This window comes from Legionella worsleiensis (genome assembly GCF_001467535.1).
Classification (GTDB): domain Bacteria; phylum Pseudomonadota; class Gammaproteobacteria; order Legionellales; family Legionellaceae; genus Legionella; species Legionella worsleiensis.
In genome coordinates this window covers 148,750-161,928 of the sequence record NZ_LNZC01000027.1, presented here as the reverse complement: position 1 = coordinate 161,928, position 13,179 = coordinate 148,750, and the positions used below count along the sequence as shown (strand labels likewise).

The window sequence follows — 13,179 nt, the reverse complement described above, 5'->3', positions numbered from 1 at the left end:
ATGAAGTATTCTTATCAATGGGCACTTGTCGACATAGAAACTACGGGATTGCACGTCACTCGTGATGAGATCATAGAAATAGCGGTGCGAATCGTAACAGAACAAGGTGTTGTCAGGACTTGGCATCGTTGTATTAAACCTTCACGTACTATTTCAGAAGCTATTACTCGCTTAACCGGTATCACTAATCAGATGGTCTGTGATGCCCCTTCATTTCAAGATATTGCGACTGAGCTGTTCGAAGTATTAGAGGGAAGTGTTTTTGTGGCGCATAACGCCCGTTTTGACTATGGTTTTATTAAAAATGCATTCAAGCGAGCAGGAATTGCTTATCAGGCACCTGTATTGTGTTCAATAAAGCTGTTAAAACAGCTTTATCCGCATCAGCAGTCTTATAATCTGGCCTGTATCGCCCAGTCGCTGCATATCTCGCTGGAGCAGCAGCATAGAGCCGAAGCGGATGTTGCTCTTTTGCACGAGGTGATTCACCAGATAGCCGAGCAGCACTCCTGGTCAACAGTGCTTGCTGTTGCTAAAAAAATCCAGCAAAAATCCAGTACCCCATCCAAATTAACAACAGATATCTCGCAGTTACCAGAGAGTCCAGGTGTTTATGTGTTTTATGGGGAAAAAAATGCACTTCCTTTATACATAGGCAAAAGCGTAAACCTGAAACAGCGCATATTATCTCATTTTTCGGGAGATTATACTCATGCAAAAGAATTCGCTCTGTGCCAACAGACAGTACGCATAGACGTTATTCCTACCGCTGGTGAGCTGAGCGCCTTATTGTTGGAGTCCGAGCTGATAAAAAAGCATATGCCGGTTTATAATCGCATGTTGAGAAGAAAAAAAACTCTTGTTGGTTTTAAATTAAGTGAATACAGGGGCTATTATACTCTTTCTATAGTACGTGAGCAGATAGAAGAGGATGAGTTACAACAGCATGGTATTTACGGGGCATTTCGTAGTGCAGCTGCTGCCAAGGGTATTTTGCTGCAATTAATCAAAAGGTATGATTTGTGTCCTAAATTATGTGGCCTGGAGCAGGGCAGCCCTTGTTTTTCATATCAGCTTAAGCGCTGTTATGGGGCGTGTATAGAGGCTGAACCCGCTGAGGATTATAACAAGCGTCTGTTGGAGTCATTAAAGGAATATCAAGCGGCAGTTTGGCCTTATCAAGGAGCTATTGCGATAAAAGAGCATTGCCCTGTAAATAAAATAACGCAATTTAACGTATTTCATTTATGGCGACATTTGGGAACTGTTACGCATGAAGACTCTTTAAGCCAATGGCGAACCTGTTTTAGTTCAGAGACGCAATTACGTTCCACCTATGATGCCTATAAAATACTTTTTTCCTTTTTAAATAATAAAAGCACGAAAGATCAGGTGATAGAGCTGGTATAATTTTTTTGTAACTCCCCACGTTACATTTTTTTTGATTTACATGTCTATCAAAAAGACGCACTCAGAATGACTTGCCAGGGGAGTTAGAAAAAATGAAAAATAATTTCAGTCAAGACTGTTTTTTTAATTTTTTTATTGTTACTATGTTTTCGCAGAAATCTTTTACTCTGCACTTTCCTGTGGATATTTTTTTAGCTCACCGTAAATTTAATTCAAAACAAAAAATCTTTTTCTTTGATAACGTCTTGTTGTATAAGGATTATGCCGCATTGTTACTTTTTTTCTGGGGATTTACTTATCCACAGTTTCTGTGGATATCTCTGTGAATAGGCTCTTGGTTACCCTGTAGAACGAGTTTTTTTACTCAAAGTAGCTGTAGTTATTTCTTCCTCCTGATTTTACTAAATACAGTGCTTTATCAGCCTGTTTAATAAGCGTATTCAAGTCTTGGCCATCTTTGGGATAAACGCTGATGCCTATGCTCATGGTAATTGAAAATTGATTCCCTTTTATTTTTATGGGTTTTCTGATCGTTGTTAGAATTTTTTTAGCAGCGGTGTCAATTTGCGCATTATCAGACACTTCAGTCAGCGCAATGATGAATTCATCCCCCCCTTGGCGGATAAGAATATCTGTTGCACGTATGGTTTTTTTTAACCTAGAGCCTATTTCTATAAGCAGGAGATCTCCTATATCATGCCCCAGGGTATCATTAATTGGTTTAAAACTATCCAAATCCATGAATAAAATCGCTATTTGATTTTGATGTCTTTTGGCATAGGATAATGCGTGTTTAAAAGACAGTTCCAATTGTTTTCTATTGCCTAATCCTGTTAATACATCATGAAATGCAATGTATTTTAGTTCTTGTTCTGCATTTTTTTGGGCATCAATATTTTGAACTTGAGCGATAAAATAAAGCGGTTTGTTCTCCTTATTTCGTATTAAGGAGCCACTGAGTAGTATCCAGATAATGGAACCATCTTTTTTGATGTAGCGTTTTTCCAGGTGGTAGGAATTAATCTCCCCTGCCAGTAATTGATTAACATAGCTTAAATCCAGTTTTAAATCGTCAGGATGGGTGATGGTCTGAAAGTCAATTTTTAATAATTCGTCTTCGCTATAACCCACAATCTGGCACATTGATTGATTTACTTTTAACCATTTCCCTTCTAAGGAGACTATGGCCATACCAATTGCTGCAAAATCAAATGCGGAACGAAATCGAGATTCACTTTCTTCTAAAATGGTATTGTTGCTGACGAGTCTATCGATTAAATCGAGATTTTCGAAGCGTAATTTAAGATTCACATTCAGGAGCTTATTCCCCCGCCACGTTACCATGATGATAAAACATAAATAAATCGCTAACGCTATTCCAAGCAAAAAATAGGTTGATGAGCTTTGGATGAACAGCCAGTAATTTATAGGAAGAATAATCAAAGATAAAAATAACAGACCAGCAGTTAAATTAGGCTGAAAAGTAAGTAAGCCACCTGCAGTAACACCAAGGGTAATAATCATGATTAACATTTGCGCCTGCATATTGTTGTCAGGCATGAGAATGGAACCGGCTATTCCCCAAAGGGCACCGTAAACGACAGCTAACGCAATCAGTAATATCAAATAGCCTTTTGAAGGTAACTTATTAAAGCGATTAATAATATAGGCACAAACCTGAACAGCAAATGCTACTAATGCACAGAAAAACCAGATCAAAGAATAGGCTGGATTGAGCTGGGTATAAAGTTCTATAAAAACGATGAGGGAACAAACAAAATTTGGCGGAATGCTAATCAGTAAATTATCACTAAGTAACACCAATTTATCGGCTTGGATTTTTTGCCTTATTTTATCGTCTGATTTAGTCCTCTTATTAGTCATATAAATCTCTTTAGAGAGTATCGTTTCTTGATCTGAGTTGACTTAAGAATCTAAAAAAGTAATTCGAGTACTTTACCTCGCTTAATGCAGTCGATTGATATTTAAATCACCATTAATCCTAACTTCGTGTGGGGCTTGCCGAAATGATACAGTGCTGATTAAGCCTCCCTCACGATTCTGGGTGACGCAGATAGTTCATTTAAATTTCAATCAGCTCTTATTCTCATAATATCAGTATATGACCAGTTAATGAAATATGCCAAATATTTGCATCATCTGTTGCCAATTGCTCTTGCAAGACCCTCATTACTCCGAACATCCTTGTAACCGATTTTTTTCTATGCTCTTTTTAAAATAAGTACTTGTTTTAAAAAGGGGTTAGTCGACTAGAAGGTACTGAAGTTGGTATTGGATAGTCACCAGGTTGTGTCGATCTACCCGGCACTGGAGGATTTTGAGGTATTTGGGCAGCAGCATCCTGCAATTGCCCATCCTCTGCTTTGTTTCGAGATTTAAGCCCGTCAACCGGGTGAGCATTTAATCCCTTGATTGCTCTGGCTGGGCTGGTTAACTCAGGATCAGCAGAATTTGGAGGAATAGGGCGGTCTTGGGATATATGAATACCTATAAAACTTAAAAAACGTGCCCATAAACCGGGTGTTACTGCCCGTTCATGAACATTCCTGCAAGATGTTCTTGGTGCCGCAAGATCGGTATTGCCTTGGACAACACTAGCTTCATTTTCTTTAGTGTAGGCGACTACTTGTTGCTCAATTGAATTACATGTTTCGTTTGCTCTTGCTCCAGCCAGATCCATAATATTTCGAGCAGTCCATGCACCGCAATGAATATCATTGTGTTGCACGCCTTGATATCTGATTTCAAATTGAGTTCCCTGAGCCTTAGTTTCACCATAAACCTGTTTTATGCCATCAAGCAATTGAGTGCGCATGGATGAGGTTGGATATAAAAAAGAAACCATCCAGGGTCTTGAATCCAATACGGTTGCTTTATTTGTTTGCGGATCATAATACAAGGTAATCCAATGATTGCGGGGAAATAAGCCCAATATTTTTTGCTCTTCAGCAACAGGTATGATGATTTTTTTTGCTTTTTCTGCGGGAGAAAGACCATTGATTGATTGAAAAGCATCTGTAATCGTTTGTATTAATTGGGCGCGTGGATTAATCGTGTCCGTTGCGGCGTCCAAAATTAAAGCATGCTCATTTTCATAATAAGCTGGAGCTGTTATGTTACCAGCAATTGGTCTGTTTCCTTTGCTGGTTAGCTTGTTGTTAGCCGCTAGAACATGTCTTAATTGACTTGGTGTGTAACGCCCGTGCAAAGCCATTTTCGCCTCTATACAATACATTGTGTCTATTTTCAGTATACATCTGTAACCTTAAGATACTGTTAACAGAGCACTCTGGAAAAAAATCCTTTAAAAAGTTCTGTTATCACAGAATTGACGCATTCTGAACCCTAACTTCTTGTGTTATTTCATGTTAAGAGTATGATGAACTGGTTGTTTGTTTTTTGCTCATTATTGCATCTTAATTCAATAATTGGTTTTATTTAATGGGTAATTGCGTTATAGTTTGGCAGATTGGGTCTGATAAAGGCAATTTTGTGTTGAACACTACAGATTTTGTTGCCTATTTTATCATATGTGCTGTTTGTACCCGATTAACTTATTCGGGGTGCTCGCTTAAATTTCTCAGGAGAATATTATGCTATCAATACCTGAACATCCTTCTGTTATATTTTCCAGAGAGATCAATGAAGGGATGGGGCTTAAACTATTGGAACGTCATGGTGCCAATACACTGCCAACAGGGGCTGTGTGGTTGCTAAGAGAAAGCTCAGTACCTGGATTAATTACTTTGTCGTATTACGATGCAGAGCGTTACAACTACGTAAGCAGGCGAATCGGTTATGTCGATGGTAAGTGGACGTTCGCCCCTCGGAGTAAAACAGACGCTTTGGCATTCGCAGTAAAAGCAACTCATGCTTTTTCGCAAGAAAGTGTGGACCAGTTGTTTGGGTTGATGCAATACAATGGATTTGATCTGCAAAAACAGTTAGTACCTAAAGCGATTGAGGCAACTCAAACAGTTGAATATTCTCGATACGTTCATTTTCCCCAACCCAGTGAAGCACGTGTTGCAGCATCCATACAGAGAGAAGAACCGGATCATTCCTCGTCCAGCAGGTACTCTGTATTTCGTTAGATGAATTGTTTGTTTTTTGTTTGTTTGTTTTTGTGCCAGTAGTGATCACTACTGGTTAAATTACCTTAATTGGTACAAGCAGGGTCAGGAGTTAAACGTAGTGAACACTTTTCCAGTAAAAAATAATTGGTTGGCTAAAATTTATCCGTGGATTATTTGGACTATAGCCGCAAGTTTCTTTTTTTATAAGTATTTACTGCAAGTATCTCCCAGCGTCATGACCAGTGATTTAATGAGTGCATTTCACGTTAATGCAGCGGGGCTTGGCAATCTTTCTGCCTTTTACTTTTATTCCTATTTGATTATGCAGATTCCAGTTGGTGTGATGCTGGACAGATACAGCCCGCGATTACTGACTACAGCAGCACTGATGCTTTGCAGTATCAGTACCTTTGTCTTTGCTCAAACTGATTCACTCTGGCTTGCGTGTATGAGCAGAGCATTAATGGGGGCTGGTGCTGCTTTTGCGGCTGTTTCCTGTTTTAAAATTGCCGCTTTGTGGTTTAGCCCCAAGCGGTTTGCTTTAGTGTCAGGGATGTTTATGACTGCGGCTATGCTTGGAGCCGTTGGCGGACAAGTGCCATTATCCCTGTTGGTTCAAAGTGTGGGTTGGCGATCTGCGTTACAAATAGTGAGTTTTTTGGGTATTCTTTTAGGATTACTCTATTTTTTAGTCTTAAGAGATAAGCCATCATCACATCCAGCCCCCTTAAAACATCAGGAGCCTGTTTGGCATCTTTTGCGTCGCATCATTACCAACAGACAAGCATGGGCTTTGTCTTTATACAGTGGACTTGCCTTTGCCCCCGTTTCGGTATTTGGCGGGTTATGGGGTGTTCCTTTTCTGGAAAAAGCGTATCATCTTTCGAGAACTGATTCAGCGCTTGCCATTTCGTTTATTTTTATCGGATTTGCTGCCGGTGCCCCTTTTTGGGGGTGGTTATCAGACTTTATTCAAAAGCGAAAACCGGTACTGTTTATAGGCACCGGATTGGCGCTCTTCAGTCTTTTACTCGTTTTGTATAGTTCCGTTCTCTATTTAACAAGCTTAAGTGTTCTATTGTTTTGCTTTGGCTTTTGTGCCAGTGGATTTTTTACCAGTTTTGCGATGATCAGGGAATTATTTCCGTTGATCCTCGTTGCTACAGTTTTAGGTATAATGAATACCTTTAATTCTGTATTTGAGGCATTATTTGAACCATTAGTGGGGTTGCTTCTTGATTGGAGCAGGGGAGATGCCGTAGTGAATGGCATGCACCAGTTTAGTTTACATGGTTATTATTCTGCACTACTGATTTTACCCTTATCGTTAGGATTGTCTCTGCTTGTATTGTTGCTTATTGATGAGACTTATTGTCGTCCCAAGGAAGAGATGAAATAACAAGAGTCGCCCGATACCGATGTTATGAGCGGGTTAATAATGCTCATCTCCTTCATTATCGTGCAAACGGTGAAGGAGATGAGGAAAAAACAGGTTTTTAATGAATTTGATGACTGTCTTGTGTTTCTTGTATCAGGAATGCTAATTTTTGGCTAACAGGCGTATCCTGGCTTGTTAATAAATGCAGTAGGTGCTCTTGTCCTTTCTGAGGGTTTTGCTGGCTTAAGTAAATGGATTTAGCCAATTCAGTTAAAAAACAATCAGGGTTGAGCTGCTGTGCTTTATTGATCAAAAGTTCAGCCTGGGTTAAATCTTCGCTTAAGGCATGAATCAAGGCAAGGCCTCCCCAGGCGTCCGCAAGTTCTTCAACAAGCTGGGCTGCATTTTGATAGGTTTCATGTGCCTCTCCTACTTTATCATTGAGAAGGAGACACCATGCCAAGGCGATATGACTGTCATAAAAATCGGGATAAATTTCTATCGCTTTTTTTAATGCGGACTCTGCTGCCTCCATATTGCCTTGGACCATATAAGTATTACCCAAAGCAAACCACAATCTGCTGTCTTGTGGGCTAAGTTGTAATAATTCTTCAATCTCTTCTACAGTTGTTTCCTGGGTCATGAGGCGTAATAAAATGTGAACAAGTCTTGCGTCATAGTTATCAGGATTAAGTTGGAGAGCTTGGGTACAGGCTTGTAGTGCTGGTTCTTCCTGATTGAGATCGAAATAAAGTAAAGAGAGCAGCCCCAAAGCTTCTGCATCCTCTGGATTATGTTCTAACACGTGTTCTGCCAGACTGATGGATTCTTCAAGAGAGTCTTGCCTGTGCAGTATACGTGCCATCAACAATTCGGCTTCCGGGTAATGTTCTCCTTCCAGTAAGGGAGATAATACATCCCAGGCGCTTTCCAGGTCGAAGGTTACAAAGTGGCAAAAGCCCAGGTTATAACGAAGGGCTGGTGAGTCAGACAGGTGGAGTGCTTCCATGAAGCATGCTTTTGCCTCTATCAGTTCTCCCTGATTTAAATGAAGTAAGCCTTGATGACCCAGACAGGCTTCACGGTCAATTGCGGTGGCTTTTTCCAGATAGTCCCTGGCTAAATCCAAACTCCCTAGTTCTATGTACATATCACTAATTTCAATTAACAGGGCCAGATTGTCTTCATCCTGAGACAGGAAATTCAGGTGACGGTTTAACTTTTCTTGTACTGCTTGCATATCCATTATTTAATCCTTGGTAAAAGAGGTCAGATTGGGGCATCAAATCAAAGCTTATTTAAGGTTTTGATGCGCTTCAAGCTTGGGTCTTGAATAGGCGACATACTATAAAACTAACCAGACAAAAAGGCAAAATGTAAATACTCTTATCCGGTCTGTTTTATGTTTTTTCAGTCTCTGACATTATGAGGGCTTTAGGTGACTTGAATTGGTATAGAGTTCAGCGCCGTTTAGGTGTTTCAAGATTAATTCGCTGGAACAATGAGTTGCCGTATTCGGTACGGATTAACTCCAGTGCTCTGTAAATATTGAGCGGCAATAACACCGAGTGTAAGATAAAAACTGGATGTAAATGGCATTCAAACGCATACATAATGAATGCAATATTACTGCAAATTGCAATGAGCCGCAGAGTCAAAATTCTTTTGACATAAAATGTAGCAAACACTAAAGAAGAAGCAATATAGCCAATTAAATCAATCATTGATTTCTTAACCCCACTTCTAATTCCTTATTATTCAACATAGCACTGCCCCAATATTTTTCGCAACTATTCTAAAAAAATAGTTCTATTTTAAACCGGTTTTTGATTTTATTTGGTTCATAAGCGACTTGCGGTGTTCACTAAGAGTTAATTAAGTGCAGATTGTAGCATTACGGCAGGCAGGTGCTTAAAGAGGCTATTTTGTCTTGCTGTCTTTGTATTTCATGTTCCAGATGCGTTAATCCTTCTTTGAGAACAGGAAGGGGATCTGTGGCGTATTCTTCAGGTTCAACGCCTTTAAAAAAGCGAAATATTAATTTGGGATCTTGGGGGGCTTCCAGTTCTGCGACCAGTTTATCTCTGGCTTCGGTCAGAAGGTGAATTTTTGTGGTTTTAAAACCAATTTTTTTACGGATGAAGGCATACCCAGGGTCTGGATTACCCTGAGCGGTTAATTTGGCAATCTGGTCTTCCAAATCGGCAATGACGTCCTGGTTGTTAATATAACCAAGTAAGGATTCATCATATTTATCAATATATTGACTTAATTTAGTGAGCATATTATTGAAATGTTCCAGTTCAACCCGTTTAAATTCTGGGGAGTAACTGTCATGCTTGTAAGTCGCTCTTAGTAAATGATCTATAACAAAGCGGTCATGCTCAAGTGTAAGGGGCGGTTTTGAGTAATAGCGGCCAGCAATATCAAAACCCAAATACTGAGCTATGTGTTCTATGAATTTTTTACAAGGGGGTACTATGACGTGTTTTATCAAGAAAAAAAGATTGATTGCCACTGCCATAAGATTAATGGCAGTAAGGGCGGAGATAAATGTTAGAGTGGCGATAGGCGGACAAAGAAAATAAGCCAAAGTTAAAAATGCGATAAGTGAAATAGAGGTAACCAATAATTCGGCTTTACTCACTTGTTTTTTGTAAATTCTATAGGCAAAGTTGGTTAAATAACCCAGGCTGAGCGACAAATTGGCAAGAATAAGAAAAATTTCTTTTGAGAAAAGAGTCGTCGTAATTAACGCAGGAGTAAAAAACATAGTGATGATCATGGGCATCATGCTGTTTAAACCTCTGGAGGTTTTACTAAATATCTCTCCAAATTCTTTTTCGCGACTGCGGCTTCGTCGGAATTGTTTTTCGTTAAGCTTCAAATTCATGGCTCTTTATCATCATGTTACAGAATATCAGTCCAAAGCAGCTGGTGTTTAAACCAACTCAGCAATCCGGCCTAGTGATTTCCGTTTACAGATCAACTAGATTAAAATTTAAACATATTATACCTGTAGATGGAAATAAATAAAGCGTTCCTTTGCGGTCATCCCTTTTCTTAAATGTTTTTTATGCATTCATGACTCAAACTACCATATCTTTAGCTTTTTTCTAAGTAGTCCGCATCAATTGCCTTGTCTCTTATTAGGCGGACATCATTTTTAAGGTTCGGGGGTGTTGCTGACATCAGAGCTTGATGCAGCTCTGGGTGATTCGATGATGTCTTTTGTTGATTTAAACAGGCTATGTCTCTGGAATATGTGACTGCCTGATCTGATCAATGAGCCTCTTCCTTTAGTGGGCTTTTTCTCTTTTGGTTCTTTTTGAGGCTCCAAAGCTTGAGAGGTGAGAGTTGGTGTTATCGCATTTTTTAAATCTTCAAGCTTTGTCAGACACGTCTCCAGTCGTTTCATTCCGCTTGATTGTTCAGTCCCGTAATACAGTTCGTTAATGCGAATTATTTTGGGAAGCTCGGTTGTCAGTTGATTTAACAGGTTTAGTAGTGCCAGTGAGTCTTTTTCGGTGTTAGTATGTTTTTTGGTTTGATTTTTTGCTTGCTTTTTTAGAAATTCTTTAGTTATAGAGGTAATCGAGTTTACTAAAAAAACAGGAAGATCTTTGGGTTTGTATGTTTTTTTACCGGTAACTACAATAGGGATAATTTCCATGGGCAAATAGTCATTAATTAACATGTTTAAATTGGATTGGAATTGTTCTGTTGTATGAATCCAGTGAATTTGATCACTTGTTCTCGGTTTTCGCCTTAAGGATGCTCTGTGCACATTTTCCTCGTCAATGCATTGATATTCTTTTAAAAATTCAGGGAAATTGGTATGAAAATGGACACGTTCAAAATTAATTAACAATTTAATCTCTAACAAATGTTTTAATATTTCACCACATGCTTCTGTGCTTACCATGGGGGCTGCATTCACGTTTCCATCTTGGGCAAAGATGATGTCTCTGCGAAATATACCCAAGAAGGGAAGCGTTGTTCTGTATTGCAGGTATACATGACGCATAACCCGGTAATTTTTATCTCTGGAGGTGATGGTTTCAATTTCCATCCTGTAAGCGTTGTCTTCTGCGGTTAATTCTTTATCAAAATTGACCAGGCGGGAGATGTCAAGATTGTTGAAAATACTGTTGATCACCATCAAATGATTGATATCTGGATAATGCTCATTGTTTAATGGGCATAAAGCCTGAGCAATTTCGATAAGAAGTTGTAATGAGTTTTTCAGGTTTTTAGGGGGTTGAGCCAGTAATTTTACGACAAAATAATTGCTTAGCTTATTAAAATTATCAGTAAATTCAACAATGTGTCTGGCAAGAGTGCTTTTACCCACCGTGACGCAATTCACATCACAGACATGATCTTTTTCTCCGCTTTGCGAGCAGATATCGGCTTTTTCCCAATTTTTATTGTAAAATTCAGCGATTGATACGTTTTGATAAAAGAAAAAGGTTAACATTCTCAACTCATGGGCAATAAGCTGTACTTCTTCCTCTCTTTTGGATCGGGTTTTGGCCAGCGCCTCGTCAACCAGTTGGTCAAAAGAGCGGAGCATATTTAATGCCGTTGGCTGGTTTAATGCCTGGTTCAGGAGGTAATAATTGCGAAGAAGAGGATGTTTTTCATAAACAGAGCATAATTCTCTGGTTTTTAACAAATGCCGATTAATATCGGTTCCAAGTGTTCCCAATCCATTGACTTCGTCGTTATTTTGTTGAGTCAACACCGTTAGCTGTTTTGCGGTATCTGGGTCAGGTTTTATCGAATTAATGGCATCATAGTGAATTAATTGCATGATCACGAAGTTAGCTATTAACTTTTGGTATTGGTCAAAATGAGGATATAACTCATTTAAATGCATTATCAGTTCAGAAAGTGGTGTTGCACTTAATAGCCATAGTGCTCTATGAGATATGGCTGCCAAATCACATGTTCTTTCTGAGTTGTGTTTTATCTGGCAGGCGGTGAGAAGCCATAAAGATTCTTGAATCGTCCTGATTTTTTGGGTACTGCTATCAAAAATCGGGGGATTTCTTGGTGCAGAATCAACTATGGAACTATGATCCGTAAAAAGAGTTAAAAAATCAGTAATTACTGCGGTGGTCTGATCTTGAATAAGAGAGTAAAGCTCATGAACACGTGGAGATAAATTATCCAGCTCATCATGGATTAACCTTAAGTTCTCCGGTTTTTTTAGCAGGGGTGTGAGATACAAGCCAAAATCATCGGCCAATAAACCTGTAGTCAGTAATTCCGTTAATTGATTTTGCAGGGATGCGGATATAACAGAGCGTTTATTGGTTTGGTAAGCCTTGATTAGGCGGCTAAAAACTTGAAATGCTGTTTTATTCGCTATTTCATTGAGTTCAGTACATTCTGTTTCTTGTTCCCAGCTAAGGTTAGATGAGCTGGACTCGGAACGCTCAATATTCGAATACCTTAATGAGGAGTGAAGGGATAAAGTGCTGCTGGAAGACGATGCAGAAGAGCTTGACCCTCTTTTAGTTGTTAGTAATGGACACGATTCTTTTAAGTTGAACAGACTGCTCATGCTTGAGTCTTTGCTGAGTGTGTCCTTGTTGGTTCTGAAACGTGAATCTAATGATTTTAACGAACTGAGATCGACAGCCAGTAGAGCCATCCTCAAGTCGCTGTTGATCTTGGGTAGTTCAAGAGCCGTTTGCCCGTTTTTGTTTTTCAATGATCTGTTGCATTTGTGTTCTACCAGTTTTTTAACAGCCCAAAGCCTTTGCGCTAAAATGGCCTCATGTAAGGGCGTGTTGCCGTTAATATCCTGGGCATCAACTGTATGAGGGAAAAATTTGAGCAGTACATCCATGGTGTTAATGCCGTGTTCATCAGCCTTTGCTGCATAATGGAACATAGTCCACCCGTTTTGGTCGGTGCCGGTGGCCACCTCATGCCAGGATACATCACCAGTTAATTTCCAGGTTGTATCTTCTAACAGCGCATTAAGAACCTGAGCTTTGTTGTGGAGTACCAGAAGATGAAATACAGTTCGTCCAAGTTCATAGCGTGTGTTGATTAAATCGGGTTCTGTGATAAACCACTTAATCAATTCTCTGGTTATTATTTTTTCATCAGTATCTGAACTGATTAACGCCTGTATTTTTTCTCTGTTCATTGTTTCTTCCTTGTCTTAATCCTTTTTAAACATTCCTGTAATGGGCATAAAATCGAGATTTTATTCTTATATCTTATAAAAACAGAATGTTTAAAAATAATTCTATATGATTCAATGAAAAACATCAA

The 13,179-nt window shown here is 39.2% G+C and carries 9 protein-coding genes; 3 read left to right on the top strand and 6 right to left on the bottom strand.

Annotation, left to right across the window (positions count from 1 at the left end; translation table 11 throughout):
• Positions 1-1,410 carry a 3'-5' exonuclease family protein gene (locus Lwor_RS10295; protein ID WP_058493790.1) on the top strand — a complete coding sequence of 470 codons (1,410 nt, stop codon included), beginning with the start codon at positions 1-3 and terminating at the stop codon, positions 1,408-1,410.
• A 360-nt stretch (positions 1,411-1,770) separates the two neighbouring features.
• Here the strand turns inward: Lwor_RS10295 and Lwor_RS10285 are convergent, their stop codons facing one another.
• Together Lwor_RS10285 and Lwor_RS10280 are read right to left on the bottom strand one after the other, a co-directional pair.
• Positions 1,771-3,294 carry a GGDEF domain-containing protein gene (locus tag Lwor_RS10285; RefSeq protein ID WP_058493788.1) on the bottom strand — a complete coding sequence of 508 codons (1,524 nt, stop codon included), beginning with the start codon at positions 3,292-3,294 and terminating at the stop codon, positions 1,771-1,773.
• A gap of 367 nt (positions 3,295-3,661) precedes the next feature.
• A complete protein-coding gene (locus Lwor_RS10280) occupies positions 3,662-4,645 on the bottom strand; it encodes a hypothetical protein (protein WP_058493787.1) in 984 nt (327 codons plus the stop codon).
• A gap of 379 nt (positions 4,646-5,024) precedes the next feature.
• On the opposite strand from Lwor_RS10280, the gene Lwor_RS10275 reads away from it, so the two are divergent.
• Positions 5,025-5,525 (top strand): hypothetical protein, encoded by a 501-nt coding sequence (locus tag Lwor_RS10275; protein ID WP_058493786.1) that lies wholly within the window; start codon positions 5,025-5,027, stop codon positions 5,523-5,525.
• A 100-nt stretch (positions 5,526-5,625) separates the two neighbouring features.
• Positions 5,626-6,906 carry an MFS transporter gene (locus tag Lwor_RS10270; protein ID WP_058493785.1) on the top strand — a complete coding sequence of 427 codons (1,281 nt, stop codon included), beginning with the start codon at positions 5,626-5,628 and terminating at the stop codon, positions 6,904-6,906.
• Positions 6,907-7,003: 97 nt separating this feature from the next.
• Here Lwor_RS10270 and Lwor_RS10265 read toward each other — a convergent pair whose 3' ends face one another.
• The 4 genes from Lwor_RS10265 to Lwor_RS10250 all read right to left on the bottom strand — a co-directional run bounded on the left by Lwor_RS10265 (position 7,004) and on the right by Lwor_RS10250 (position 13,051).
• Positions 7,004-8,131: a tetratricopeptide repeat protein gene (locus Lwor_RS10265; protein WP_058493784.1), complete on the bottom strand. Its 1,128-nt coding sequence runs from the start codon at positions 8,129-8,131 to the stop codon at positions 7,004-7,006.
• Positions 8,132-8,345: 214 nt separating this feature from the next.
• Complete coding sequence (locus Lwor_RS10260; protein WP_058493783.1) at positions 8,346-8,609, bottom strand: hypothetical protein; 264 nt, start codon at positions 8,607-8,609, stop codon at positions 8,346-8,348.
• Positions 8,610-8,779: 170 nt separating this feature from the next.
• A complete protein-coding gene (locus Lwor_RS10255) occupies positions 8,780-9,778 on the bottom strand; it encodes a hypothetical protein (protein WP_058493782.1) in 999 nt (332 codons plus the stop codon).
• A 273-nt stretch (positions 9,779-10,051) separates the two neighbouring features.
• Positions 10,052-13,051, bottom strand: coding sequence for a RasGEF domain-containing protein (locus Lwor_RS10250; protein WP_058493781.1), 3,000 nt, complete (start codon positions 13,049-13,051; stop codon positions 10,052-10,054).
• Between the last annotated feature and the right edge of the window lie 128 nt (positions 13,052-13,179).

Bases quoted from the DNA above. Each gene is read 5' to 3' on its own strand.
- Lwor_RS10295 (WP_058493790.1), top strand. From the start codon at position 1: ATGAAGTATTCTTATCAATGGGCACTTGTCGACATAGAAACTACGGGA.
- Lwor_RS10285 (WP_058493788.1), bottom strand. From the start codon at position 3,294: ATGACTAATAAGAGGACTAAATCAGACGATAAAATAAGGCAAAAAATC.
- Lwor_RS10280 (WP_058493787.1), bottom strand. From the start codon at position 4,645: ATGGCTTTGCACGGGCGTTACACACCAAGTCAATTAAGACATGTTCTA.
- Lwor_RS10275 (WP_058493786.1), top strand. From the start codon at position 5,025: ATGCTATCAATACCTGAACATCCTTCTGTTATATTTTCCAGAGAGATC.
- Lwor_RS10265 (WP_058493784.1), bottom strand. From the start codon at position 8,131: ATGGATATGCAAGCAGTACAAGAAAAGTTAAACCGTCACCTGAATTTC.
- Lwor_RS10260 (WP_058493783.1), bottom strand. From the start codon at position 8,609: ATGATTGATTTAATTGGCTATATTGCTTCTTCTTTAGTGTTTGCTACA.
- Lwor_RS10255 (WP_058493782.1), bottom strand. From the start codon at position 9,778: ATGAATTTGAAGCTTAACGAAAAACAATTCCGACGAAGCCGCAGTCGC.
- Lwor_RS10250 (WP_058493781.1), bottom strand. From the start codon at position 13,051: ATGAACAGAGAAAAAATACAGGCGTTAATCAGTTCAGATACTGATGAA.